The following is a 26,787-nucleotide window of genomic DNA, read 5'->3' as shown; positions in this document are numbered from 1 at the left end:
CATGCATGGTGCACGAGCACGAGTTTTTCCCGTGTGTGGCCCGAACTATGTCCATCCTGGAGCAACTACTACATGACAAACGCAACGACCGAACGGGCACCCAAGCAGGTCGCCATCAACGACATTGGATCTGCTGAAGACTTTCTTGCCGCGGTCGAAAAGACTCTGAAATTCTTCAACGACGGAGACCTCATCGAGGGCACCGTGGTGAAGATCGACCGCGACGAGGTTCTCCTCGACGTGGGCTACAAGACCGAGGGCGTCATCCCCTCCCGCGAACTTTCCATCAAGCACGACGTCGACCCCTCTGAGGTCGTCAAGGTCGGCGACCTGGTTGAGGCCCTCGTTCTTCAGAAGGAAGACAAAGAAGGCCGTCTCATCCTGTCCAAGAAGCGTGCTCAGTACGAGCGTGCATGGGGCGACGTTGAGAAGATCAAGGAGTCGGATGGCGTTGTCACCGGTTCGGTCATCGAGGTTGTCAAGGGTGGCCTCATCGTGGACATCGGACTCCGCGGGTTCCTCCCGGCCTCGCTCATCGAGTTGCGCCGTGTTCGCGACCTGACCCCGTACCTGGGCCAGGAGATCGAGGCCAAGATCCTCGAACTCGACAAGAACCGCAACAACGTCGTGCTGTCCCGTCGTGCGCTGCTCGAGCAGACTCAGTCCGAGAGCCGCACCACGTTCCTCAACAACCTTCAGAAGGGACAGGTCCGCAAGGGTGTTGTCTCGTCGATCGTCAACTTCGGTGCGTTCGTCGACCTGGGTGGCGTTGACGGTCTGGTTCACGTCTCCGAGCTCAGCTGGAAGCACATCGAGCACGCCAGCGAGGTCGTCGAGGTTGGCCAGGAAGTCACCGTCGAGATCCTTGAGGTCGACCTCGAGCGCGAGCGCGTGTCGCTCTCCCTCAAGGCCACGCAGGAAGACCCGTGGCAGGTCTTTGCTCGCACCCACGCCATCGGCCAGGTTGCACCGGGTAAGGTCACCAAGCTCGTTCCGTTCGGCGCGTTCGTTCGCGTTGCCGAGGGCATCGAGGGACTCGTTCACATCTCCGAGCTCTCCGGCAAGCACGTCGAGCTCGCCGAGCAGGTCGTGTCGGTCGGCGACGAGGTCTTCGTCAAGGTCATCGACATCGACCTCGAGCGTCGCCGCATCTCGCTGAGCCTCAAGCAGGCCAACGACGGTGTCGACCCCGAGGGCACCGAGTTCGACCCGGCGCTCTACGGAATGCTCACCGAGTACGACGACCAGGGCAACTACAAGTACCCCGAGGGCTTCGACCCGGAGACCAACGAGTGGCGCGAAGGCTTCGAGACCCAGCGCGAGAAGTGGGAGCAGGACTACGCTGCAGCCCAGGCTCGCTGGGAAGCCCACAAGAAGCAGGTTGCCTCCGCGAACGACGAGATCACCGCCGTCAGCGATGTCCCGTCCGCCGCAGGCAACACCTTCTCGAACGAGACGGCCGGCGCCGGCACGCTCGCGGACGACGAGGCCCTCGCAGCACTGCGCGAGAAGCTCTCCAGCTCCAACTAGCACCGAGCTGACTGAAGGCCGCACCCTCCGGGGTGCGGCCTTTTTTCGCTTCGCCGGCGGATGCCGGTTCGTCCATCGAGGGCCGTTAGCATGGCAAGTGTGTACTTGATTGGACTGACCGGCGGGATCGCATCCGGAAAAAGCACCGTCGCGCGGCGGCTAGTGCAGCACGGGGCCGTGCACATCGACGCCGACCAACTCGCGCGGGTCGTGGTCGGGCCCGCCACCCCGGGGCTCGTCAAGATCGCGGATGCTTTCGGTGACGCGGTGCTGCTGCCCGACGGCAGCCTGAACCGGGTGGCGCTCGGCGCGGTCGTGTTCCGTGACCCGGAGGCGTTGGACCGCCTCAACGCGATCGTGCACCCCGAGGTGCGCGCGCGCTCGAACGCACTGATCCGCGAGGCGGAAGATGCCGACCGCAACGCGATCGTCGTGTACGACGTGCCCCTGCTGGTGGAGGCAGGCGTCGACCATCCTTTCGACCTCGTCGTCGTCACCCAGGCCGACGAGCCGACCCGGGTGCGCCGCATGGTGGAGCTGCGGGCGATGGATGTCGGCGAAGCGGAGCGCCGGATCCGCGCCCAGGCCAGTGACGCCGACCGTCACAGGATCGCCGACGTCGTCATCGACACGGGCGGCACTCTTGAGCAGACCCTGGAGCAGGTCGACGTGCTGTGGGACCAGGTGCGGGGTCAGGGTCAGCAGCGCATTGTCAGAGGCGCTCCGTAGACTGACGAGCATGGAACCCACGCGCTCTGTTAATCCGTTCGAGGTGGTGAGCGAGTACACGCCGAGCGGCGACCAGCCCACAGCGATCGCCGAGCTGGCCGGCCGCATCAACGCCGGAGAGACCGACATCGTGCTGCTCGGCGCCACCGGGACGGGCAAATCGGCGACCACGGCCTGGCTGATCGAACAGGTGCAGCGGCCGACCCTGGTGCTCGCCCATAACAAGACCCTCGCCGCGCAGCTCGTGAACGAATTCCGTGAGCTGATGCCCAACAATGCCGTCGAGTATTTCGTGTCGTATTACGACTACTACCAGCCCGAGGCCTATGTGCCCCAGACCGACACCTTTATCGAGAAGGACTCCTCGATCAACGCGGAGGTCGAGCGCCTACGGCACTCCACCACGAACTCCCTGCTCAGCCGGCGCGACGTCATCGTGGTCTCCACGGTCTCCTGCATTTACGGCCTCGGCACGCCCGAAGGCTACCTCGAGGCCATGGTCGCTCTCCAGGTCGGTCAACAGGTCAACCGGGACTGGCTGATCCGCAAGTTCGTTGCCATGCAGTACCAGCGCAACGACATCGACTTCTCCCGCGGCCACTTTCGGGTGCGCGGCGACACCATCGAGATCATCCCGATGTACGAAGAACTCGCCATCCGCATCGAGATGTTCGGCGACGAGATCGAGGCGCTCTACAGCCTGCATCCGCTCACCGGCGACATCGTGAGGAAGCTCGACTCCGTTGCCGTCTTCCCCGGCTCGCACTACGTGGCCAGCACGGACGTGATGGAGCGCGCCATCGGCACCATTCAGGAGGAGCTCGCCGAACGGCTTGAACAGCTGGAGCGCGAGGGCAAACTGCTCGAGGCCCAGCGCCTGCGCATGCGCACGCAGTTTGATCTGGAGATGATGGAGCAGATCGGTTTCTGCTCCGGCATCGAGAACTATTCCCGGCACATCGACCAGCGGCAACCGGGGGAGGCGCCGCATTGCCTGCTCGACTATTTTCCTGACGACTTCCTGATGGTCATCGACGAGTCCCACGTCACGGTGCCGCAGATCGGCGCCATGTACGAGGGCGACTCCTCGCGCAAGCGCACACTCGTCGATCACGGGTTCCGGCTCCCGAGCGCCCTCGACAACCGACCGCTCAAATTCGGGGAGTTCAAGGGGCGCGTCGGCCAGACCGTCTACCTCTCCGCCACCCCCGGCAAGTACGAGTTGGGCATCGCCGACGGCATCGTTGAACAGATCATCCGTCCCACCGGGCTGATCGACCCGCAGATCATCGTCAAGCCCAGTAAGGGCCAGATCGACGACCTTCTCGAGGAAATCCACAAGCGCGTCGACCGCAACGAACGCGTCTTGGTCACCACGCTCACCAAGAAGATGTCCGAGGAACTCACTGACTTCCTCACCGAGGCCGGCGTGCGGGTGCGGTACCTGCACTCGGATGTCGACACGCTCCGTCGCGTCGAACTCCTCACTGAGCTGCGGGCCGGCGTCTACGACGTCCTCGTGGGCATCAACCTGCTCCGCGAGGGACTCGACCTGCCCGAGGTGTCGCTTGTCGCCATCCTCGACGCCGACAAGGAGGGCTTCCTCCGTTCGGCGACCTCGCTGATCCAGACCATCGGCCGCGCGGCCCGCAACGTCTCCGGCGAGGTGCATATGTACGCCGACCGGCTCACAGCCTCGATGGAGCGCGCGATCGACGAGACCGACCGCCGCCGCGAGAAGCAGGTGGCCTACAACACCCTTCACGGCATCGATCCCACCCCGCTGCGCAAACGGATCGCTGACATCACTGAGGTTCTCGCTCGGGAAGAGGCGGACACCGCCGAGCTTTTGGCCGGCCGCGACACCCGCCGCAAGGGCGTCGCGGCGACACCGCGCCGGCAGGGACTGGCCGCGAACGGCGCGAACGACCTTGAGTCGATTATCGCCGACCTGAACGGCCAGATGCTCGAGGCGGCGGGGGAGCTCAAGTTCGAGCTCGCGGCCCGGCTCCGCGACGAGGTATCCGAGCTGAAGCGCGAGCTGCGCCAGATGGAGAAGGCCGGCCACATCTGATCGGATGATTGGACTGGCTGGGTAGATTTCGAACATTTGTTCGCTCAGGGCGTGCTGATTCGCAGGGTTGGACGCGTGACGCTGCATAGAATCGAATGGTGTCAATTTCCAAGGTAGAGACCGGATCAAAACTCAACGTTCGTGGCGCCCGTGTGCACAACCTGCACAACGTGGACCTCGAGATTCCGCGCGATTCGCTCGTCGTCTTCACGGGGCTGTCCGGCTCGGGCAAGTCTTCTCTCGCGTTCGACACCATCTTCGCGGAGGGCCAGCGGCGCTACGTCGAATCGCTGTCCGCGTACGCCAGGCAGTTCCTGGGCCAGGTCGACCGACCCGACGTCGACTTCATCGAGGGCCTGAGCCCTGCCGTCTCCATCGACCAGAGATCGACCAACCGCAACCCTCGGTCGACCGTGGGCACCATCACCGAGGTCTACGACTACATGCGGCTGCTCTGGGCGCGCATCGGTGTGCCGCACTGCGCCGTCTGCGGCGAGGTCATCCAGGCACAGACCGTGCAGCAGATCGCCGACCAGCTGATGGGACTCGATGAGGGCGTCCGTTACCAGGTGCTCAGCCCGGTCGTATCCCAAAAAAAGGGCGAGTTCGTCGACCTGTTCAAGGAACTGGCAGCGGGCGGTTATTCCCGCGCCATCGTCGACGGCACCCCGATCCAGCTCAACGAGCCGCCCGTTCTGAAGAAGCAGCTCAAACACGACATCTTCGTGGTCATCGACCGTCTGGTCGCCGGCCCCGACCTGTTGAGCCGGCTCACAGACTCCCTTGAGACGGCGCTCAAGCTGACCGATGGCATCGTGCAGATCAACTACGTCGACCGGGAGGGCGACGAGGCCTGGCAAAGCTACTCGGAGAAGCTCTCCTGTCCCAACAACCACCCCGTGCAGCTCACCGAGATCGAGCCGCGCACATTCTCCTTCAACGCGCCCTTCGGCTCCTGCCCTGAGTGCTCCGGGCTCGGCACGCGCATGTCGGTCGACGCAGACCTGCTTCTCGGCGACCCCGAGCTCAGCATCGCGGACGGCGTCGTGCTGCCCTGGACCACGCAGGGCAAGGGACTGTTCCAGTACTACGAGAAGCTCCTCGACGGGCTCGCCCGAGACCTGGACTTCTCCCTCGACACCCCGTGGGGCGAACTGCCCGCCGAGGTGCAGGACGCCGTTCTGCGCGGCGACAACTTCGAGGTCAAGGTGAAGTGGAAGAACCGCTACGGCCGGGAGATGAGCTACACCTCCGGCTTCGAGGGCGTCGTGCCCTACATTGAACGTCAGTACCTGCAGGCGGAGTCCGACACCCAGCGCGCCCGCTGGGGAGAATACCTGCGCGAAGTCGACTGCCCCGTCTGCTCCGGAACCCGGCTCAAGCCCGAGGTCCTCGCCGTGCTCGTGCACGGGGCCAGCATCGCTGATGTCTGCAACCTCAGTCTCACCGACGCCCGCGATTTCATGAACAAGCTCGAGCTGACCGACCGGGAGGCCGTCATCGCCGCGCAGGTGCTGCGAGAGATCAAGGCGCGCCTGGACTTCCTGATCCGCGTCGGCCTGAACTACCTCAATCTGGCCCGGGCCGCGGCGACCCTGTCCGGCGGCGAGGCGCAGCGCATCCGTCTGGCCACCCAGATCGGGTCCGGCCTGACCGGGGTGCTGTACGTCCTCGACGAACCGAGCATCGGCCTGCACCAGCGCGACAACCGACGGCTGATCGAGACCCTGGTTACCCTGCGCGACCTCGGGAACACCCTGATCGTGGTTGAGCACGACGAAGACACCATCAAGACGGCCGACTGGGTCGTCGACATCGGTCCGGGCGCCGGCGTCAACGGCGGCCATGTCGTGCATTCCGGTTCCTACGCCGACCTGCTCACCAACACGGAGTCGCTGACCGGGGACTACCTTGCCGGCCGCAGATCCATCCCGACCCCGGCCACCAGGCGCGAGATCGACCCGGCGCGCGAAATCTCGGTTATCGGCGCGGAGGCCAACAATCTCAAGAAGGTGTCGGTCAGCTTCCCGCTCGGCACGTTCACGGCCGTGACCGGCGTCAGCGGATCGGGCAAGTCGTCTCTCGTCAACGACATCCTGTACCGGGTACTGGCCAACCGGCTCAACGGCGCCCGCAAACTCCCCGGCCGGCACACTCGCGTCACCGGGCTCGAGCAGCTCGACAAGGTCATCCACGTCGACCAGGCCCCGATCGGGCGCACGCCGCGCTCCAACCCTGCCACCTACACCGGCGTCTTCGACAAGATCCGCACCCTCTTCTCCGAGACGATCGAGGCTAAGGCGCGCGGCTACCTGCCCGGCCGGTTCAGCTTCAACGTCAAGGGCGGCCGCTGCGAAGCCTGCTCCGGCGACGGCACGATCAAAATCGAGATGAACTTCTTGCCCGACGTCTACGTTGCCTGCGAGGTCTGCGGGGGAGCGCGCTACAACCGCGACACCCTCACCGTGCACTACAAGGGCAAAAGCATCGCCGAGGTGCTGGACATGCCGATCAGCGAGGCCGCCGATTTCTTCGAGGCGATCTCGTCCATCCACCGGTTCCTGAACACCCTCGTCGAGGTCGGCCTCGGCTACGTGCGCCTCGGCCAGAGCGCCACGACGCTGTCCGGCGGCGAGGCCCAGCGCGTCAAGCTGGCCACCGAGCTGCAGCGCCGGTCCAATGGCCGCAGCGTGTACGTGCTCGACGAGCCCACGACCGGCCTGCACTTCGAAGACGTGCGCAAACTGCTGCTTGTGCTGAACAGCCTGGTCGACAAGGGCAACACCGTAATCGTGATCGAGCACAACCTCGACGTGATAAAATCCGCGGACTGGGTGATCGACCTTGGTCCCGAGGGCGGCTCCGGCGGGGGCCGCGTGCTTGCCACCGGAACCCCGGAGCACGTCGCCACCGTGAAGAAGAGCCACACGGGCGTGTTCCTGAAGGAGATCCTGGCGGCACACTGACCGCCTCAGGAACCATCATGTCCGATGCGCTGAGCTACCGCCCCAAGACGGGCGAGATCCCCACGAGTCCCGGGGTGTACCGATTTCGTGACGAAACCGGGCGGGTACTCTATGTCGGCAAGGCCAAGAACCTGCGGGCGCGGCTCGCGAACTACTTCGCCCCGCTGAGCAGCCTGCATGAGCGCACCCGGCGCATGGTCACCACGGCCAGCTCGGTTGAGTGGACGGTCGTCGGCACCGAGGTCGAGGCCCTCCAGCTGGAGTGGACCTGGATCAACGAGTTCGACCCGCCCTTCAACGTGCGGTTCAAGGACGACAAGTCCTACCCGTACCTCGCGGTGACCCTCGCCGACGAGGCGCCGCGGGCTCTCGTCACCCGCACCACCGGCATCCGCGGCGCCCGGTATTTCGGACCGTACCCGAAGGTCTGGGCCGTGCACGAGACAATCGAGCTGATGCTCAAAGCCTTCCCCATCCGCACCTGCAACAACGCCAACTACAAACGGGCCATTCAGTCCGGCAAGCCCTGCTTCGGCGGGCAGATCGGGCGGTGCTTCGGCCCCTGCTCCGGCCTGGTCTCCATCGAGGAGCACCGGGTGATCGTAAATGAGTTCGTCAGCTTCATGGGCAGCCAGGATCGCAAGCTGATCAACCAGCTGACCGCGGAGATGAAGGATGCCGCGGTGGGCCAGAACTACGAGGTCGCCGCCAAACGGCGCGACCAGGTGCGGGCGCTGAACGCCGTTCTGGAGAAGAGCGCCGTCGTGCTCCGCGACAGCGTCGACATCGACCTGTTCGCCATCGACCAGGATGAACTCGCCGCGGCGGTGCAGTTGTTCATCGTGCGGGGCGGCCGCATCCGCGGTGTGCGCGGCTGGATGGTCGACAAGGAACTGGACCTCACGACGAGCGACCTGATCGACTCGATCATGCTGACGGCCTACGGCTCCGGAGCCGTGCCTCCGCGGGAGATCGTTGTGCCGGAGTTGCCCGACGACGCCGCGGCGCTGGAAACCTGGCTGGCCGGCGTCGGCAAACGCAAGGTCCGGCTTGTCGCTGCCCAGCGGGGCGAGAAGGCCGCCCTGCTCGCCACGGCGACCCAGAACGCCAAGCATGCCTTGATGCTCTACAAGACCCGGCGGAGCTCCGACTTCGTCGCCCGGTCCAAGGCCCTCGAAGACATCCAGGAGGCGTTGGAGATGCCCTCCGCGCCGCTCAGGATGGAATGCTACGACGTCTCGCACCTGAGCGGCACCAACATCGTCGCCTCCATGGTGGTGTTCGAAGACGGGTTGCCGCGAACCGACGAGTACCGCCGGTTCAGCATCCCCGAGTCCACGGATGACACGGACTCCATCTACCGCACGCTTACCCGCCGCCTGGCCTACCTGATCCCCGACGAGGAAGCGGCGCCGGAGAGCGAGGCCGATGCCACGGTGACGCGCAAGAAGTTCCGGTACCAGCCGAACCTGCTCATCGTCGACGGCGGCCAGCCTCAGGTGGCCGCGGCGGCGCGGGCGCTGCGCGAATCCGGCGTCACCGGTATCCAGCTGTGCGGAATCGCGAAGCGGCTCGAGGAAATCTGGTTGCCGGACTCCGACTACCCGGTGATCCTGCCGCGCAACAGTGACGCCCTGTTCCTGATCCAGCGCATCCGCGACGAGGCGCACCGGTTCGCGATCATGCACCAGCGCTCGAGAAGGAAGCGGGACATCACGTCGGTGCTGAACGAGGTCCCCGGTCTCGGCCCGGCCAGAGTCAAGGTGCTCCTGCAGCATTTCGGCTCCGTCACCCGGCTCAAGGAGGCGCCGGCGGAGGCGATTGCCGACGTTCGCGGCATCGGTCCGGTGCTGGCCGAGGCGATTCATCGCCACTTGCGCGCCTGAACGGTCCGGCTGATCGGTAGGCTGGACACTTAGGTTCCACCCGATCGAAGGCGCAGTCCAGAATGACAACGGAGAACGACAGGCAGGAAATGCTTATCGTGACGGGGATGTCCGGCGCAGGCCGCTCCACCGTGGCCAACGCGCTGGAAGACCTGGGCTGGTACGTCGTCGACAACCTTCCGCCGCAGATGCTGCGCCCGCTGGCCGAACTCGTCGGCCGGGCCGGCACCAGCCTGCCGAAGATCGCTGCCGTGGTCGATATCCGCGGCCGAGACTTCTTCACCGATTTCCAGGAGATCCTGCACTCGCTGCGCAAGACGTCCCAGGTACGGGTCATTTTCCTCGAAGCCCGCGACGACGTGCTCGTGCGACGGTTCGAATCCGTGCGACGACCGCATCCGCTGCAGGGCGACGGCACGATCCTTGACGGCATCGCGGCCGAGCGCGTCAAGCTCAGCGCCGTGCGCGAGTCCTGCGACCTCGTCATCGACACCTCCGATCTCAACATCCACCAGCTGGCCACGTCGATCTCGGACCGCTTCGCCGCCGAGGACGCCGCCGGGGTGCACGTCACGCTGATGAGTTTCGGCTTCAAGTACGGCCTTCCCACCGACGTCGACATGGTTGCCGATGTGCGTTTCCTTCCCAACCCGTTCTGGGTTCCCGAACTGCGCAGCCACAACGGCCAAGACTCCGAGGTACGGGATTTTGTTCTCGCCCAGACCGGGGCGCGGGAGTTCATCTCGCACTACGCGGCGGCCCTGGAACCGGTCCTCGCGGGGTACCAGCGGGAGAACAAACGCCACGCGACCATCGCGGTCGGGTGCACGGGTGGCAAGCACCGCTCGGTCGCCATGGCCGCGGAAATCGCGGCCCTGGTCAAGGACTTCCCCGGTGTCGCGGTCAGCGTCAAGAACCGCGACCTCGGACGGGAATAACCCGGTCACGGGCGACTGCATCCAGCAGACGCCCACTCCGGCCAGAACGACTACAACTCGGCCCCACATCAGGCCAGGACGACAGAATGGACAAGCGATTGGCACTCACCGCCGACGTCAAAGACGAGCTTGCTCGCGTCGAAATTTCAAAGACCACGGTGCGTGCAGCGGAACTGGCCACCATTCTCCGCTTCTCCGGCGGACTGCACATGATTTCCGGCCGGATCGCCATCGAGTCAGAGCTCGACACCCCTCTCCTCGCCAGGAGGGTGCGCAAAGATCTCGCCGAGCTCTACGGCGTGCGCAGCGACGTGACCGTGATCCCCGCCGCCGGCCTGAGGCGCGCCAGCCACTACCTGGTGCGAGTGCTTGACGGCGGCGAAACCCTCGCGCGCCAGACCGGGCTGCTCGACGCGAGACGGCGCCCGATTCGCGGTCTGCCGAACCGGCTCACCACGGGCTCGAAGGAAGAGATCGCCGCTGTCTGGCGTGGAGCCTTCCTCGCCCACGGCTCGTTGACCGACCCGGGTCGTTCGGCGGCGCTGGAGGTCACCTGCCCCGGGAACGAATCTGCCATGGCTCTCGTGGGAGCCGCCGGCCGCCTCGGAGTCGTCGCCAAGGCGCGTGAGGTTCGGGGTGTGCACCGGGTCGTCATCCGCGACGGCGACGCCATCGGCGCCATGCTCGTGCAGATGGGGGCGCAGGAGACCGTGCTCAACTGGGAGGCCCTCCGCCAGCGTCGCGAAGTGCGCGCGACTGCGAACCGACTGGTCAACTTCGACGACGCGAACCTGCGCCGCTCCGCTCAGGCCGCGGTGGCCGCGTGCGCGCGCGTGCAGCGCGCCATGGAAATCCTTGACGAGGAGATCCCGGAGCACCTCCGGTATGCGGGCGAGCTACGCCTCTCCTTCCGCGACTCCAGCCTCGACGAGCTCGGTCACCACGCGGACCCGCCCATGACGAAGGATGCCGTCGCCGGCCGCATCCGTCGCCTGCTGGCCATGGCCGACAAGAAGGCCGCCGACCTGGGCATCCCGGGCACGGACGCGAACCTCCCGGCCGACCTCGATGACGTCTGACCTGCCCGGCGTTCAGCGTTCATCCACGTTCGTCACAGCCACAGCGCATCCTGAGTAGACTGGAATGGTTGCTCACGAACGGGTGGCGGAGCGTTTCGCGCCGACAACTACAGAGGAGATGCACCTTGGCTGAATACACACTTCCGGCTCTGGCCTACGACTACTCGGCTCTTGCGCCGAGTATCAGCGGCACCATCATGGAACTCCATCACGGAAAGCACCACCAGGCCTACGTCACCGGGGCCAACACAGCCCTGGCCCAGCTGGCCGAGGCTCGCGACAGCGGCAACCTCACCTTTGTGAACAAGCTCGAGAAGGACCTCGCGTTCAACCTGGGCGGCCACGTCAACCACTCGATCTTCTGGACCAACCTGTCGCCCGATGGCGGAGACAAGCCCACTGGTGACCTGGCTAGCGCAATCGAGGACAACTTCGGTTCCTTCGACAAGTTCCAGGCCCACTTCACGGCCGTGGCCCTTGGCGTTCAGGGCTCCGGCTGGGCGGTTCTCGCCTGGGACTCGATCGGCCAGCGCGTGATCATTCAGCAGTTCTTCGACCAGCAGGCCAACTTTGCGGCCGGCACGATTCCGGTGCTGATGCTCGACGTCTGGGAGCACGCGTACTACCTCGACTACCGCAACGTTCGTGCGGACTATGTGAAGGCGTTCTGGAACATCGTCAACTGGGCCAACGTACAGGAACGCTTCACCATCGCACGCGAAAAGACCACCGGACTGCTGCTCCTTTCCTGAGAGGAGGGGCCCCCACGGGGGCCCGCAGCCCGTCCGATTCACCCACCACAACGCGCCTCGGCGCACAAGAATAGGAGACATTCGTGTCTGTAAAGATTGGTATTAACGGATTTGGCCGCATTGGCCGTAATTATCTTCGCGCCGTCCTGGCCCAGGGCAGCGACATCGAGATCGTCGCCGTGAACGACCTCACCGAGGCGAAGACGCTGGCTCACCTTCTTAAATATGACTCCATCACCGGTCGCCTTCCCGCCACCGTCGAGGTCGATGGAGACACCATCCTCGTCAACGGCAAGCCGATTAAGGTTCTTGCCGAGCGCGATCCCGCCAACCTGCCCTGGGCAGCCCTGGGCGTCGACATTGTGATCGAATCCACCGGACGCTTCACCAAGGCCGAGGATGCGCGCAAGCACATCACCGCCGGTGCCAAGAAGGTCATCGTTTCCGCTCCTGCCTCCGGCGAGGCGGCAACCATCGTCATGGGCGTCAATGAGGCAGACTACGACCCGGCCAAGTTCGACATTATCTCCAACGCGTCGTGCACCACGAACTGCCTCGCGCCCCTCGCGAAGGTGTTCAACGACAACTTCGGCATCAAGCACGGCCTGATGACCACGATCCACGCGTACACGGCCGACCAGAACCTGCAGGACGGCCCGCACTCTGACCTGCGTCGTGCCCGCGCGGCCGCTCTGAACATCATTCCGACCACGACCGGTGCCGCCAAGGCCCTCGGCCTGGTTCTGCCGGAGCTCAAGGGCAAGCTTGACGGCTTCGCGCTGCGCGTTCCGGTTCCCACCGGCTCCATCACCGACCTCACCGTCGTTGCCGAGCGTCCCGTCACCGTCGAGGCCATCAAGGCCGCGTACAAGGCTGCCGCCGAGGGTCCCCTCAAGGGCATCCTCATGTACACGGAAGACGAGATCGTCTCCAGTGACATCGTCACCGACCCGCACTCCTCGATCTTCGATGCCGGCCTGCTTCGCGTCATCGGCGACCAGGTCAAACTGTCCGCATGGTACGACAACGAATGGGGCTACTCCAACCGCATGGTTGACCTCACTGCGCTCGTCGCCAAGAGCCTCTAACGGAGTCCGCAGTGACGCTGCGTACTATTGATTCACTGGGGCAGCTCGGCGGAAAGCGCGTCATCGTCCGTTGTGACCTGAATGTGCCGTTGCAAGACGGTCAGATCACCGACGATGGGCGTGTCCGGGCATCCTTGCCCACCATCAAGGCCCTCATCGAGCAGGGCGCGCGAGTTGTGATCGTGTCGCACCTCGGTCGACCGAAGGGCGCACCGGAAGCCAAGTACAGCCTGGCTCCCGTCGCCGACCGTCTCGGCGAGCTCCTGGGCGCGGACGTGGCATTCGCCACGGACACGGTCGGGGCGTCGGCTCAGGCTGCCGTTGCCGCCCTCACCGACGGTGACGTGGTTGTTCTCGAGAACCTCCGCTTCAACGCGGGGGAGACCGCCAAGGACGACGCCGAGCGCGGCGCCTTCGCCACGGAGCTTTCCGCTCTGGGCGATGTGCTCGTCTCGGATGGCTTTGGCGTCGTGCACCGCAAGCAGGCCAGTGTGTACGACCTCGCCGGGATCCTTCCCAGCGCGGCCGGCCTCCTGATCGCCGCTGAGCTCGAAGTCCTGGACCGCCTCACCGAGAAGCCCGAAGCGCCGTACGCGGTCGTTCTGGGCGGCTCGAAGGTGTCCGACAAGCTCGGCGTCATCGGGCACCTGCTGCCCCGCGTCAACTCGCTGCTCATCGGCGGCGGCATGGCGTACACGTTCCTCGCCGCTCAGGGCCACAAGGTGGGCGCAAGCCTGCTGGAGGCCGACCAGATCGAAACCGTTCGCGGTTACCTTCAGGAAGCGGAGCGCCTGGGCGTGCGGATCGTGCTGCCGACGGATATCGTCGTTGCCTCCAAGTTTGGGGCAGACGCCGAAGTGGCGGTCACCCCGGCCGACGCGATCGAGAGCACCACGTTCGGTGCCTCCGGTCTCGGTCTGGACATCGGACCGGAGACCGGTGCGGCGTTCGCCGACATCATCCGGTCGTCGAAGACGGTCTTCTGGAACGGCCCGATGGGCGTGTTCGAGTTGGCGCCGTTCGCGGAGGGCACCCGTGCGGTGGCCGGCGCGCTGACCGAGGTCGACGGCCTGAGTGTCGTCGGTGGTGGAGATTCGGCCGCGGCCGTGCGCATCCTCGGTTTCACCGATGACCAGTTCGGTCACATTTCTACCGGCGGCGGCGCGAGCCTCGAGTTCCTCGAGGGTAAGCGCCTGCCAGGACTGGAGGTCCTCGGATGGCAGTAAACGAACACCCACGACGCACTCCGCTGATTGCCGGAAACTGGAAGATGAACCTGGACCACCTCCAGGCCATCGCGTTCGTCCAGAAACTCGCCTGGAATCTCAAGGATGCGAAGCACGATGTCGCAGCGGTCGAGGTCGCGGTGTTCCCACCGTTTACCGACCTCCGCTCCGTGCAGACGCTCGTCTCCGCTGACAAGCTCCCGATCGTCTTCGGCGGCCAGGACGTGTCGGCCCAGGATTCGGGCGCGTACACCGGTGAAATCTCCGGCGCGTTCCTCGCGCAGCTCGAGTGCAAGTATGTGTTGATCGGTCACTCCGAGCGCCGCACACTGCACGCCGAGACTGACGAGATCGTCTCGGCGAAGGTCACGGCAGCGCTCAAGCACAACCTGGTTCCGATCATCTGCGTCGGCGAGTCTGCCGCGGACCTGGAATTGCACGGCCCGAGCGCCGTACCGGTCGCCCAGTTGCGCGCGGCCCTGGCCGGCGTGACCAACGCGGCCGACTTCGTCGTCGCCTACGAGCCCGTCTGGGCGATCGGTTCCGGCAAGGCGGCAACGCCGGAGCAGGCCGAGCAGGTGGCGGCGCAACTGCGTCTCGTGCTCACGGAGACGCTGGGCCAGGATGTGGCCGACAAGACCCGTATCCTGTACGGCGGTTCCGTGAAGGGTTCGAATATCGCGGGCTTCATGCGTGAGCCGAACGTGGACGGCGCCCTGGTGGGCGGCGCCAGCCTGGATATCGACGAATTCTCGAGCATCGTCCGGTTCCAGCAGCACGTCGGTCTGTAACAAGACAACTGCACCACATCTGCTGTCTCAACTCGGCAGCAGGCCTCGAAGCAGCCCATCGGCCCCCAACAGGGGGTCGGTGGGCTGGTTCGTGAGTCAGGCTATGATTATCACTGATCTTGATGGGCTTTTTGGGCCCATCGCACTGTGAAAGGTTTTTGCGTGGAGATTCTCCAGGTTGTGCTGCAGGTGTTGCTCGGAATTACGAGTCTCCTGTTGACCATGCTCATTTTGCTTCACAAGGGGCGTGGTGGCGGTCTGTCCGACATGTTCGGCGGAGGTGTCACTTCCAACCTCGGTGCGTCCGGTGTGGCGGAACGCAACCTCAACCGCATCACCGTCATCCTGGGGTTGCTCTGGATTACCTGCATCGTAATCCTGGGACTCCTCACCAAGTTCGACACGGGGCTTTAGCCTCCCGTTTCACAGTTTCGACGAGCTCTAGCTCAACCGGTCAATCGGCTACAACGCCCTTTTCAAGCGGAGGAACATAATGGCATCTGGTGGCAGCGCAATCAGAGGATCCCGGGTCGGTGCCGGCCCCATGGGCGAGCAGGACCGCGGTTTTCACGCGGACCGCATCAAGGTGTCCTACTGGGACGCCCTCGGCAACGAGACCGTGCGTTACTTCGCGGCAAACCTCCCCGATGACGAGATTCCGGTGACCATCGACTGCCCGTCGTCGGGGCTCCCGGCCGGGCGGGACAAAGAGAACCCGCCGTCGGTGGTCAAGCTTGAACCGTACAAGACGCACCTTGCCTACGTGAAGGAACGCCGCACCGAGGAAGAGGCAGAATCGCTCCTCGAAGAAGCGTTGGAGCAGTTGCGCGTGCGCCGGGGCAAGCTGTCCGCGACGAACTGACGTTTGGACGCGCACGCCTGTCGTTCACTGAGAAAGGCCCCGACTCCGGTCGGGGCCTTTCTCAGTGTGCGGGTCTGCCCGAGCGGGTGACTGTTCTAGAACGTCGACGCGGTGAGGTTCTCGGGGACCTCCGCAGCGGCCTCCCGGTCGACGAAGAAGTTCGTGTACCGGCGGCCCTTGATGCCCGCCACGGGCACTTCGTCGCGGCTGGCGCCGGCTAGGGCGAGACCGAGCGCCGATGCCTTGTCCGGCCCGGCCAGCACCATCCACACGCACCGTGAGGAGTTCAGGGCCGGTCGGCTGAGGCTGAGCCGCTCCGCCGGGGGCTTGGGAGAGTTGCGCACGGCGAGCACGCTCTTGCTATGTTCGCGGATGCCGGCCTGGTGCGGGAATAGGGAGGCGACGTGGCCGTCCGGCCCGACGCCGAGGAAGGTGATGTCGAAGCGCGGCAGGTCGGTTCCCTCGATCGAGGCGGACTCGAGCAACGCGGCGTAGCTCTCGACTGCGGTGTCGAGGTCGACTCCTTCGTCCGAGGCGCCGAAGGGGTGGATGTTCGCCTCCGGGATCTGGATGTGGTCGAGTAGGGCGGTGCGAGCCTGGCGCTCGTTGCGGTCGGGGTGCTCCTTGGGCACCCAGCGCTCGTCACCCCACCAGAACGTGACCAGGGCCCAGTCGATGGTGTCGCGGGCGGCTGAGGCGTTGACAGCTTCCAAGACCTCGATCGCGACGCTGCCGCCGGCCAGGACCACGTTGACTTCTCCCTGTTCGTGCAGGAGGTCCACGGTCGTTGTGATGAATCGGGCCGCCACCGAGGCGGCCAGGGCCGCGCGATCGGTGTGCACAAGTACGCGTCGTTCGTTGGTCACGGTCGTCCTTCGTTGTGTTCTGCGACCACATCGTCAAGGTGCGGTAGGCCGCGCGTGATGACCTCACCATACAGCTCATCGGGGTCGAGGCGGCGCAGCTCGTCGCTGAGGCAGTCCCGCAGGCTCCGCCGCTTGAGGGTGAGGTCCTGAACGGGCTGGCCGGGCTGGGTGAGTCTGGCGATGTCGGGCACTTCTCGTTCGAGCGAGATGAGCCCGGCGGAGCGCGTCAGGTGCACACTCCGGATGCCGTGGGACAGCGGCCCCGTAGTGAACTCGTAGTCCACCGAGACCTGCAGCTGCAGAGCGAGCCAGGCGGCGAGGAGTGTCGTGGACGGCGAGTCCGCGGCACCGGTCACCTGCACGACGGTCACAGGCAGGTAGGGCGGCTGGTCGAGGACCGCCGCCAGCTGGGCGCGCCAGAGGGTGAGGCGGGTCCAGGCGAAGTCCGTGTCGCCGGGACGGTATGAACCGCAGAGGTGATGAAGCGCGGCCTGCGGGTCGGGCTGCGCGGAAGCATCCGTGATGCGCCGGTGGGCGATGCGCCCGAGGGGCGAATCCGCTGGCACAGTGGGTGCCACACCGGGCCACCAGGCCACAACGGGGGCGTCGGGCAGGAGTAGGCCGGTGACCAGGCTTTCCGGGTCGCTGGCGGCCTCACCGTAGGCGCGCAGCACGATGACCTCGCTGGCGCCCGCGTCCCCGCCGACACGGATTTCCGCGTCGACGCGGGGGGCGAGTGGGGAGGCCGTGTCATCCTGGTCCATCGTCGACAGCACGATCACGCGCATAGGGTGTTCCCTGGACGCGTCGTTCGCGGCCTCAATGGCCTCCTCCTCGCGGCCCATGGTGGACGCGATGATGAGCGTAAGCACGCGGCCGAGGGCCACCGCGCCGCCTTCTTCGCGGATGCGCACCAGGGCCTTGGAGATCTTGGAGGTGGTCGTGTTGGGCAGATCGACGATCATGGGCGTCTCCAATGTCGGCCGTCGCGGGACAGCAGTTCGTCGGCCGAGACCGGACCCCAGGTTCCCGGCCGGTATTGCTCGGGCTGGCCCTGCTTCGCCCAGAACTCCTCGATCGGGTCGAGGATCTTCCACGACAGCTCGACCTCCTCGTGCCGGGGAAAGAGCGGCGGGTCGCCCAGGAGCACGTCGAGGATGAGCCGCTCATAGGCCTCGGGGCTGGCCTCGGTGAAGGCGTGGCCGTAGCCGAAGTCCATCGTCACGTCGCGCACCTGCATGCCGGCACCGGGCACCTTGGAACCGAAACGGATGGTGACGCCTTCGTCGGGCTGCACCCGGATGACCAGGGCGTTCTCGCCCAACGGTGCGGAGTTTCCCTTGCCGAAGAGGTGCTGGGGGGCTCGTTTGAACACCACGGCGATCTCGGTGACCCGGCGGCCCAGACGCTTGCCCGCACGCAGGTAGAAGGGCACCCCTGACCACCGGCGGTTCTCAATGGTCAGCCGCAGCGCGGCATACGTTTCGGTGAGGGATTCGGGGTCCATCCCGTCCTCGTCCAGAAACCCCACGACCTTCTCGCCGCCCTGCCAACCGCCGGCATACTGGCCGCGGGCCGTGCCACGGGCGAGGTCGTCGGGAAGCCGGACGGAGGCGAGAACCTTCTCTTTCTCCGTGCGCAGGTCGGCAGCGTCGAAGGAGATTGGTTCCTCCATGGCGGTTAGCGCTAGAAGCTGCAGCAGGTGGTTCTGGATGACGTCCCGGGCTGCGCCGATGCCGTCGTAGTAGCCGGCCCGACCGCCCACGCCGATGTCCTCGGCCATGGTGATCTGCACGTGGTCGACGTAGTTGGCGTTCCAGATCGGTTCGTACAACTGGTTCGCGAAGCGGAGGGCCAGAATGTTTTGCACCGTCTCCTTGCCCAGGTAATGGTCGATGCGGAAGACCGAGTCGGGCGGGAAGACCGACTCGACCACGGCGTTGAGTTCGCGCGCGGTCTGCAGGTCACTGCCGAACGGCTTCTCGATCACGACCCGCCGCCACTGCCCGTCCGTCTGCTCGGCCAGGCCCGAGCGGCGCAGCTGCTCCGTGACCTGCGGGAATGCCTTCGGCGGGATCGACAGGTAGAACGCATGGTTGCCCATCGTCCCGCGCTCCCGATCGAGTTGCGCGATGGTGTCCTTGAGCAGTTGGAACGACGCGGCGTCGTCGAACGACCCCGGCACGAAACGGATGCCCTCGGCCAGCTGAGTCCAGACGTCCTCGTTGAACTCGGTGCGCGCGTACTCCTTGACCGAGTCGTGCACGACTTTCATGAAGTCCTCGTTGGTCCAGTCGCGGCGTGCGAATCCGACGAGCGCGAAACCCGGCGGAAGCAGGCCGCGGTTGGCGAGGTCATAGACGGCCGGCATGAGTTTCTTCCGCGACAGGTCACCCGTGACGCCGAAGATCACCAAGCTGCTGGGCCCGGCGATGCGATTCAGACGGTAGTCGTTTGGTGAACGCAGTGGATTGAACTCCGGGGTGATTTCCACCGGGGACATGCAGCTCCTTCGAGGTGTGGCGTTCGAGCACGTTGTTCGGCGCCGGCCCGCGGGCCGGCGCCGAACGGGTTAGCGCAGTGCGTCGAACAGGGTGGCGATGTTCATGGCCGGGTCGGTCAGCGTCAGCGTCAGTACGGGGCGACCGTGGTCCGCCAGCACGCTGGCGTCACCGCTGGCTTGGGCCAGGATTAGTTCCCCGAACGTGAAGGGGCGCTCCGGGATGTCGAGGTCGACGTCCGGGGTGGTGAGGATCTGCAGGAACACTCCGGTGGCCGGTCCGCCCTTGTGCAGCTGGCCGGTGGAGTGCAGGAACCGCGGTCCCCAGCCGAACGTGACCGGGCGCTTGGCCAGTGCGGCCAGCAGATCACGGATTTCGGCGAGCTGGGGCAGTTCCAGCCGGTTGACGTAGGCCTGCACGGAGATGTAGCCGTCCGTGCCCAGCTCCTCGATCAGGGCATCGATAGCGGAGGGCAGGTCGCTGGCGGCGCCGATCACGTGCGCGGTGCCGCGGATCTCGATTCCGTCCGTGATGAACGCGGCGGGGACCGGTTCGGGACGGGCGTCGAGGAGACCGCGGGTCGCGTTTTTGGCGGCCTCGACATCCGGCTGGTCGAACGGGTTGATGCCCAGCAAGCGGCCGGCGACGGCGGTGGCATACTCCCAGACGAGGAACTGCGCGCCGAGGGTGCCGCTGATCCGGATCTCGTCGTGTCCGCCGTTATCGGAGAACACGTCGCGGCCGGCGTCGGAGACCAGGCGAACAACCTGCAGGTCAGGCAGGTCCAGGGTCAGCTCGGGGGCATCCAGGTCGAGCACGACGGGAAGGATGCCGATGCCCTGTTTGCCGGTGGATTCGGCGATCAGCTGTTCGGCCCAGTCGGCGAAACCGACGATGTGGGTGCCATCCTCGACGATTGCGAGCTTGTCGCGGCGCGGGGTGGTCGCGGCGATGGCCGCACCCAGGATGAGCCCCGGGTTCTCGGCGGTGTCCACGGCAAGGGAAAGCGAAACGGCCTCGGCCTCGTCGAGCAGCTCGGCGATGTCCACGCCGGCAAGGCCGGACGGAACGAGTCCGAACGCAGTCAGCACCGAGAAACGTCCACCGACCGTGGGGTCCGCATTGAAGACGCGGTAGCCCACGGAACGGGCATCCGCGTCGAGGGGGGAGCCAGGGTCGGTCACGATGATGATGCGCTCGACCGGGTCAATGCCGGCCTCGCGGAAGGCGCGCTCGAAGACACGGCGCTGACTGTCGGTCTCGACCGTGGAGCCGGACTTCGACGACACCACGAGCGCGGTGGCGGCCAGGTTCTCGCCGAGGGCCGCGAGGACCTGACCGGGGTCGGTGGAGTCGAGCACGGTGAGGTTCACGCCGGCGGTGCGGGTGATGACCTCGGGGGCCAACGACGAGCCACCCATGCCGGTGAGGGCGATACGGGTGACTCCGCCGGCCCGCAGGGAGTCGCGCAGGGCAAGGATCTCCGCGACCAGCGGACGGGAATCCGTAACGGACTCGGTCCAGCCGAGTCGCTTCGCGGCTTCGGCTTCGGCTTCGGGGCCCCAGAGGGCCGGGTCAAGGGCGGTGATCCCGGATGCGACGAGGTCGGCCACCAGGGTCGGGACGGTGGTGCGAACGGCCTCGGCCGCCGCGCCGCTCACGGAGATGTGGAAGCTCACAGTGCGGCCCCGTTCTTGGTCGTCGTGGCGGTCTCGAGGGCAGCGGTCACGGTCTCGAGGAGTTCATTCCACGAGACGATGAACTTGGCCACGCCTTCGGCCTCGAGTACCTGGGTGACGTCGTTGTACGAGACACCCTCGTTCGCGAGTGCGTCGAGAACCAGGTTGGCTTCGTCGTACGCGCCGGTGATGGAGTTCGCGGGGATGACGCCGTGGTCGAGTGTGGCCTCGAGGGTCTTCTCCGGCATGGTGTTGACGACCTCGGGCGCGACCAGGTTGGTCACATACAGGGTGTCGGGGAGGCTGGGGTCCTTGACGCCGGTGGAGGCCCAGAGGGGGCGTTGCTTGTTGGCTCCGGCGCTGATCAGGCCGAGGGCGCGTTCGGTGGAGAAGGCTTCCTCGTAGACCTGATAGGCGAGCTGGGCGTTCGCGACGCCGGCCTTGCTCTTGAGCGCAAGCGCGGCTGTCGTCCCGATGACCTCAAGGCGGGTGTTGATCTCGGTGTCGACCCGCGAGACGAAGAACGACGCAACGGAGTGGATCACGCTGAGGTCGAGGCCGGCCGCCTTGGCCTTCTCCAGGCCGGACAGGTACGCGTTGATGACCTGGCGGTGACGTTCGAGGCTGAAGATCAGGGTGACGTTGACGCTGATGCCGAGGGCGATCGTCGCGGTGATCGCCTCGAGACCTTCCACCGTTGCGGGGATCTTAATCATGGCGTTGGGTCGATTGACCTTCGCCCACAGTTCCTGGGCCTGCGTGACCGTGCCGGCCGCGTCGTGGGCCAGCCCGGGCTCGACCTCGATCGACACGCGCCCGTCGACGCCGCGGGTGCGATCGTAAACCGGGCGGAAGATATCGCTGGCCGCGGTCACATCGTCGGTGGTGATCTCGAACACGGCGTCGTGCACGCTGGTGCCGGCGGCGGCAAGAGCGGCCACCTGCTCCGCGTACGCCTCGCCCTTGCTGAGGGCGCCGGCGAAGATCGTCGGGTTGGTGGTCACGCCGACGATGTTCTTCGTGTCGATCAGGTTCGCCAGGCCGCCGGAAGCGATGCGTTCCCGGGACAGGTCGTCCAGCCAAATGCTGACGCCGGCCAATGACAGCTCGGCTAGGGGAGTGTTCTCAGTCATATTTCGTATCTCCTTGGAATGCAGGGTATTCAGGTGTGTGGTGTCGCGGCGCAGCGGGTTCAGTGCGCGGCGAGAGATTCCTTGGCGGCGGCGACGACGGCATCCGTCGTGATGCCGAATTCACGGAACAGGGTCTTGTAATCGGCCGACGCACCGAAGTGCTCGATCGAGACGCTGCGGCCACGGTCGCCGACGTACTTGTCCCAGGTCAACGCTATGCCCGCCTCGACGGATACCCGGGCGGTGATCGATGCGGGCAGGACAGCCTCGCGATACTCGGCGCTCTGCTCGCGGAACCATTCGAGGCTGGGGGCCGACACGACGCGCGCGCTGATGCCTTCGGCCTGGAGCTGCTCGCGGGCCGCCAGGGCCAGCTGCACTTCGGAACCGGTGCCGATCAGGATCACGTCGGGGGTTCCGCCATGGGCCTCGGCCAGCACGTAGGCCCCCTTCGCCACGTTCTTGGCGGATGCGAGCACGTCGCCGGTGGCGTCGCCCTCGCCGCGCTCGAACACGGGAATGTTCTGGCGGGTCAGCACGATGCCGGCCGGTCCCTGGCGGCGCTCGAGGATGGTCTTCCAGGCCCAGGACACCTCGTTGGCGTCGCCGGGGCGCACCACATCGAGTCCGGGGATGGCGCGCAGGGTCGCGAGCTGCTCGATCGGCTGGTGGGTGGGGCCGTCCTCGCCGAGGGCGACGGAGTCGTGGGTCCAGACGAAGATCGAGGGGGCCTGCATCAGCGCGGCCAGGCGGATGGCCGGTCGCATGTAGTCGCTGAAGATCAGGAAGGTGCCGCCGAAGGGGCGGGTGTTCCCATGCAGCACGATGCCGTTCAGGATGGCGGCCATGGCGTGTTCGCGAATGCCGAAGTGCAGCACGCGGCCGTAGGGGTTGCCGGTCCATTCATTGGTGGAGTGCTCGCTCGGAATGAAGGAGGCAGCACCGCCGATGGTGGTGTTGTTCGATTCTGCGAGGTCGGCGGAGCCACCCCACAGCTCGGGGATGACCGTGCCGAGCGCGGTGAGGACCTTGCCGGACGCGGCACGGGTCGATACCTCCGTGCCGGCGGGGAAGACGGGCAGGGCCGCCTCGACGCCGTCGGGCAGGTCGCCGGAGAGCACCCGATCGAGTAGGTTCTTGCGCTCAGGGTTGGCGGTCGCCCAGGCCTCGAACTCGACGTTCCAGGCGGAGTGGGCGACGGCCCCGCGGTCCACGGCCTGTCGGGTGTGCGCGATGACCTCGTCGGCGACCTCGAAGGCCTGCGCGGGGTCGAAACCGAGGACCGTTTTGACGGCGGCCAGCTCCTCGGCGCCGAGCGCCGAGCCGTGGATCTTGCCCGTGTTCTGCTTCTTCGGGCTGGGCCAGCCGATGATGGTCTTCAGGATGATCAGCGACGGCTTGTCGGTGACTGCCTGGGCCGCCTCGATCGCGTCGTGGAGTGCGGCGATGTCCTCGACGTAGGCGCCGGTCTGCTTCCAGTCGACTGTCTGCACGTGCCAGTCGTAGGCCGCGTAGCGGGCCGCGACGTCCTCGGTGAAGGCTATGTTGGTGTCGTCCTCGATGGAGATCTGGTTGCTGTCGTAGATCGCGATCAGGTTGCCGAGCTGCTGGTGGCCGGCGAGGGAGGAGGCCTCGCTCGTGATGCCTTCCTGCAGGTCGCCGTCGCCGGCGATCACGTACACGAAGTGATCGAACGGGCTCGTGCCGACCGACGCCTCCGGGTCGAACAGTCCGCGCTCGAAGCGGGAGGCGTAGGCGAAGCCGACGGCGGAGGCCAGACCCTGGCCCAGAGGACCGGTCGTGATCTCGACCCCGTCGGTGTGGCCGTACTCCGGGTGCCCGGGCGTCTTGGAACCCCAGGTGCGCAGAGCCTTCAGATCTTCGAGCTCGAGTCCGTAGCCACCGAGGTACAACTGCACGTACTGGGTGAGCGAGCTGTGGCCGACCGAGAGAATGAAACGGTCCCGACCGATCCACTCGTTGTCGGACGGGTCACGCCGCATCACCTTCTGGAACAGGAGGTAGGCCGCGGGAGCGAGGCTCATGGCGGTACCGGGATGCCCGTTCCCGACCTTCTCCACGGCATCGGCCGCGAGGAGGCGCGCGGTGTCGACCGCCTTGCTGTCAATTGAATCCCACTGCAGTGCTGCCACTTGGTATTGACCCTTCTGAAGACAGGGGAGAAGGTTGCTGAGAACCCGCACCCGCTATTGTGCGCGCCCGAGGACATCAGCGTCATCACGGTGTCGCAGCAGATGCCCGGTTCCGGTGGATCAGCATGCATGCACCGAGATTGGCGAGCACCTCCAGTATAGGCAACGCCGGTTCGGACCCGTGATGTGTCGTCTCGTGACGCACCCCGGGCGGCCCGTCGACGGTTTCGGTTCCGACAGTTCGCCTAGAATCACAGTCACTGTCACCAGCGTTGGAGGAGCTTTGCCCGGAGCCGCCGAAACCCACATCCTGAGCGCCCCACGCACGCTCCGGCGCACGGCAAGGGCCTACCTCTCGCTGACCAAGCCGCGGGTCGTGGAACTGCTCCTGGTGGTTACCGCTCCCACGATGATCCTGGCCGAACAGGGCATCCCGAGCCTGTGGCTGGTCGTGGCAACTCTGATCGGCGGTTCGCTTAGCGCCGGCTCTGCCGGGGCGTTCAACTGCTACATCGACCGGGACATCGACCGGCTGATGAAGCGTACCCAGAATCGCCCGCTCGTCACGGGGGAACTCACCGACCGGCAGGCCCTGGTGTTCGCCTGGCTGGTCGGTCTGGCATCGATTCTCTGGCTGCTGGCCTTCACGAACTGGCTCGCCGCGGCCCTGTCGCTGGGCGCCATCCTGCTCTATGTCGTCTTCTACACGATGGTTCTGAAACGCCGCACGGCCCAGAACATCGTCTGGGGCGGCATCGCGGGCTGCATGCCCGTGCTCATCGGCTGGGCCGCCGTGACCGGCGACCTGTCATGGCCGCCCTTCGTCCTGTTCCTGATCATCTTCCTGTGGACGCCGCCGCACTACTGGCCGCTTTCCATGAAATACCGTGACGACTATCAGGCCGCCGGGGTGCCGATGCTCGCCGTCGTGCGCGGCCGCAGCCAGGTGGGCCTACAGGTCATCCTGTACGCCTGGGCGACCGTCGCCTGCTCGCTCCTGCTCGTACCGATCGCGGACATGGGCCTGCTGTACCTTTTTGTGGCCCTGGTGACCGGCGCCTGGTTCATCTCCGAGACGCACCGGCTCTACGGCCTGGCGATCCGTCACGTGGAGGTGTCGCCGATGCGCGTCTTCCACGGTTCGATCGCCTATCTCACCCTGTTGTTCCTGGCCGTCGGAGTTGATCCGCTGCTCCCGTTCTAGCCCGCAGCTCCCGTTCGACACCGGGCAAGGCGTTCGGGCCGTGATGATCACAACTAAACGACGAGGACTTACGTCGCTACCGGCGACCGACCAGGTCGGGGGTGGTCGCTCTGGGGGACACCCGCACGTCCACCGGTGTGCTGAGGTTCAGGACGAGCGCGGTCAGGATGGCCACGAGCACGCAGGAGAGCACCATGTGGATGCCGACCAACCCGGCAGGGAGCCCCGTGTTGGACTGGATCAGGCCGACGCCGACCTGCATGGCCTCGACGAGCAGAAGGAGAAGGGCCCAGCCCTGCGTCGGCAGAGCGCGCGAGAAGGCCACGACGAGGAGAACCACGGTGAGGGCAACGGTGACGTAGGCCGGCCAGCTGTGCACGTGCTGCAGGATTTCGGGGTCAAGGCCCGTGCGGGGAGCATCCGCGTCCCCGGCGTGCGGGCCCGAGCCGGTGGTGAGAATGCCGACGAGGATCGTGACGAACACGACCGCGCTCGTGGCATACGCCAGCGTCCGATACCAGACCGGAACCGCGAGGGTGCGCCGCACCCGGCCGGTGTAGACCCGGTGCACGAAGACGGTGCACAGCAGGACCAGGATCACGGAGATCACGAAGTGGATGCCGACCACATAGGGGTTCAGCTGGGCAAGAACGCTGATGCCGCCGATAACGGCCTGCGCGGGGATGCCCAACCCCGCGAGCAGGGCGACCCAGAACAGGTCGGGGCGTTCCTTGCGGAGGCGCACCACGGCGAGGAAGGCCGCGATCGCGACCAGGCCGAGGGCAACTCCGAGCAGGCGATTGCCGAATTCGATGTAGCCGTGGATGCCCATCTCGGGCGTGTTGACCACTGAGTCCGCGGTGCACTTGGGCCAGGTGGGGCAACCGAGGCCCGAGCTGGTCAGGCGCACCAGGCCTCCCGTCCCGACCAGCAGAATCTGGGCGGCGAGGTAGATCCACGCGATCACACGCACACGCCTGTCAATCCTGGTCGGCAACCACGCCGTAATTCGATTCACCGGTTCTGCTCCCTCTTCGATGACCACATGTGAAAACGCCGGATCGCACTGCTGAACCCGTCGCCAGCCTGTAGAATTAGGTGTTTCATGGGCGGGAACGTTGCGGTTGCCACAACCGCGGCGCGCGTCGTCCTTAAACATCTTAGGTACGCAACGTAGCCGCCCACACAACCGATCCCTGACTGGGTCTCCGCTGGAGGCCATTCTGGGAACGACCGGACTAATATCCGGGTTGCCGGGGTGGCAGAAGAGGTAAATATGTCTGACGTCCTTCTTGACCGCCCCGAACTTGCGGGGCTCGGTGTCTACGAG

At 65.8% G+C, this 26,787-nt stretch carries 21 protein-coding genes; 14 read left to right on the top strand and 7 right to left on the bottom strand.

Translation table 11 applies throughout. The features are described 5' to 3' along the window. Positions 1–72 precede the first annotated feature (72 nt). From rpsA to E3T34_RS05705, 13 genes are all read left to right on the top strand, one after another. Positions 73–1,530, top strand: a complete 1,458-nt coding sequence (rpsA, locus tag E3T34_RS05765) for a 30S ribosomal protein S1 (protein WP_104100545.1) — start codon at positions 73–75, stop codon at positions 1,528–1,530. 99 nt (positions 1,531–1,629) lie between these two features. Continuing rightward, entirely contained in the window at positions 1,630–2,259 is a 630-nt protein-coding gene (gene coaE / locus E3T34_RS05760; protein ID WP_104100572.1) for a dephospho-CoA kinase, read from the top strand. 10 nt (positions 2,260–2,269) lie between these two features. Further along, entirely contained in the window at positions 2,270–4,333 is a 2,064-nt protein-coding gene (gene uvrB, locus E3T34_RS05755; protein WP_134342446.1) for an excinuclease ABC subunit UvrB, read from the top strand. A gap of 98 nt (positions 4,334–4,431) precedes the next feature. After that, positions 4,432–7,299, top strand: a complete 2,868-nt coding sequence (gene uvrA, locus E3T34_RS05750; protein WP_233191356.1) for an excinuclease ABC subunit UvrA — start codon at positions 4,432–4,434, stop codon at positions 7,297–7,299. 17 nt (positions 7,300–7,316) lie between these two features. Then, positions 7,317–9,185, top strand: a complete 1,869-nt coding sequence (uvrC, locus tag E3T34_RS05745) for an excinuclease ABC subunit UvrC (protein WP_104100548.1) — start codon at positions 7,317–7,319, stop codon at positions 9,183–9,185. A gap of 62 nt (positions 9,186–9,247) precedes the next feature. Next, complete coding sequence (rapZ, locus tag E3T34_RS05740) at positions 9,248–10,123, top strand: RNase adapter RapZ (protein ID WP_104100549.1); 876 nt, start codon at positions 9,248–9,250, stop codon at positions 10,121–10,123. Positions 10,124–10,221: 98 nt separating this feature from the next. After that, on the top strand, positions 10,222–11,202 hold the full coding sequence (whiA, locus tag E3T34_RS05735) for a DNA-binding protein WhiA (protein WP_104100550.1): 981 nt from the start codon (positions 10,222–10,224) through the stop codon (positions 11,200–11,202). A gap of 125 nt (positions 11,203–11,327) precedes the next feature. Further along, positions 11,328–11,954 carry a superoxide dismutase gene (locus E3T34_RS05730; RefSeq protein WP_134342445.1) on the top strand — a complete coding sequence of 209 codons (627 nt, stop codon included), beginning with the start codon at positions 11,328–11,330 and terminating at the stop codon, positions 11,952–11,954. Positions 11,955–12,037: 83 nt separating this feature from the next. After that, positions 12,038–13,042: a type I glyceraldehyde-3-phosphate dehydrogenase gene (gene gap / locus E3T34_RS05725; RefSeq protein ID WP_104100552.1), complete on the top strand. Its 1,005-nt coding sequence runs from the start codon at positions 12,038–12,040 to the stop codon at positions 13,040–13,042. Between the two features lie 11 nt (positions 13,043–13,053). After that, positions 13,054–14,268, top strand: a complete 1,215-nt coding sequence (gene pgk, locus E3T34_RS05720; protein ID WP_134342444.1) for a phosphoglycerate kinase — start codon at positions 13,054–13,056, stop codon at positions 14,266–14,268. Further along, positions 14,259–15,059: a triose-phosphate isomerase gene (tpiA, locus tag E3T34_RS05715; RefSeq protein ID WP_134342443.1), complete on the top strand. Its 801-nt coding sequence runs from the start codon at positions 14,259–14,261 to the stop codon at positions 15,057–15,059. Before pgk ends, tpiA begins: the two co-directional genes overlap by 10 nt. A gap of 162 nt (positions 15,060–15,221) precedes the next feature. After that, positions 15,222–15,473 carry a preprotein translocase subunit SecG gene (secG, locus tag E3T34_RS05710; protein ID WP_104100555.1) on the top strand — a complete coding sequence of 84 codons (252 nt, stop codon included), beginning with the start codon at positions 15,222–15,224 and terminating at the stop codon, positions 15,471–15,473. 79 nt (positions 15,474–15,552) lie between these two features. After that, on the top strand, positions 15,553–15,921 hold the full coding sequence (locus tag E3T34_RS05705; RefSeq protein WP_134342442.1) for an RNA polymerase-binding protein RbpA: 369 nt from the start codon (positions 15,553–15,555) through the stop codon (positions 15,919–15,921). A gap of 95 nt (positions 15,922–16,016) precedes the next feature. Here the strand turns inward: E3T34_RS05705 and pgl are convergent, their stop codons facing one another. The 6 genes from pgl to tkt form a co-directional block, all read right to left on the bottom strand. Beyond that, a complete protein-coding gene (pgl, locus tag E3T34_RS05700) occupies positions 16,017–16,787 on the bottom strand; it encodes a 6-phosphogluconolactonase (protein ID WP_134342441.1) in 771 nt (256 codons plus the stop codon). Then, positions 16,784–17,752, bottom strand: a complete 969-nt coding sequence (locus E3T34_RS05695) for a glucose-6-phosphate dehydrogenase assembly protein OpcA (RefSeq protein WP_134342440.1) — start codon at positions 17,750–17,752, stop codon at positions 16,784–16,786. The genes pgl and E3T34_RS05695 overlap by 4 nt, the downstream gene beginning before the upstream one ends. Continuing rightward, positions 17,749–19,290, bottom strand: a complete 1,542-nt coding sequence (gene zwf, locus E3T34_RS05690; RefSeq protein ID WP_134342439.1) for a glucose-6-phosphate dehydrogenase — start codon at positions 19,288–19,290, stop codon at positions 17,749–17,751. The genes E3T34_RS05695 and zwf overlap by 4 nt, the downstream gene beginning before the upstream one ends. Positions 19,291–19,359: 69 nt before the next feature. Then, positions 19,360–20,967 (bottom strand): glucose-6-phosphate isomerase, encoded by a 1,608-nt coding sequence (locus E3T34_RS05685; protein ID WP_104100560.1) that lies wholly within the window; start codon positions 20,965–20,967, stop codon positions 19,360–19,362. Beyond that, positions 20,964–22,100 (bottom strand): transaldolase, encoded by a 1,137-nt coding sequence (gene tal / locus E3T34_RS05680; protein ID WP_104100561.1) that lies wholly within the window; start codon positions 22,098–22,100, stop codon positions 20,964–20,966. The genes E3T34_RS05685 and tal overlap by 4 nt, the downstream gene beginning before the upstream one ends. A gap of 59 nt (positions 22,101–22,159) precedes the next feature. Continuing rightward, complete coding sequence (gene tkt, locus E3T34_RS05675; protein ID WP_134342438.1) at positions 22,160–24,253, bottom strand: transketolase; 2,094 nt, start codon at positions 24,251–24,253, stop codon at positions 22,160–22,162. 283 nt (positions 24,254–24,536) lie between these two features. Between tkt and E3T34_RS05670 the strand changes: the two genes are divergently transcribed. Continuing rightward, complete coding sequence (locus tag E3T34_RS05670; RefSeq protein WP_241977350.1) at positions 24,537–25,457, top strand: heme o synthase; 921 nt, start codon at positions 24,537–24,539, stop codon at positions 25,455–25,457. 76 nt (positions 25,458–25,533) lie between these two features. Here the strand turns inward: E3T34_RS05670 and E3T34_RS05665 are convergent, their stop codons facing one another. Beyond that, positions 25,534–26,424, bottom strand: a complete 891-nt coding sequence (locus E3T34_RS05665; protein WP_241977349.1) for a heme A synthase — start codon at positions 26,422–26,424, stop codon at positions 25,534–25,536. Positions 26,425–26,787: the final 363 nt, after the last annotated feature.

Source organism: Cryobacterium sp. TMT1-62 (assembly GCF_004403145.1).
In the GTDB taxonomy this organism is placed as follows: domain Bacteria; phylum Actinomycetota; class Actinomycetes; order Actinomycetales; family Microbacteriaceae; genus Cryobacterium; species Cryobacterium sandaracinum.
The sequence above is the reverse complement of the archived record's forward strand: the minus strand, read 5'-3'. Positions and strand labels throughout refer to the sequence as shown.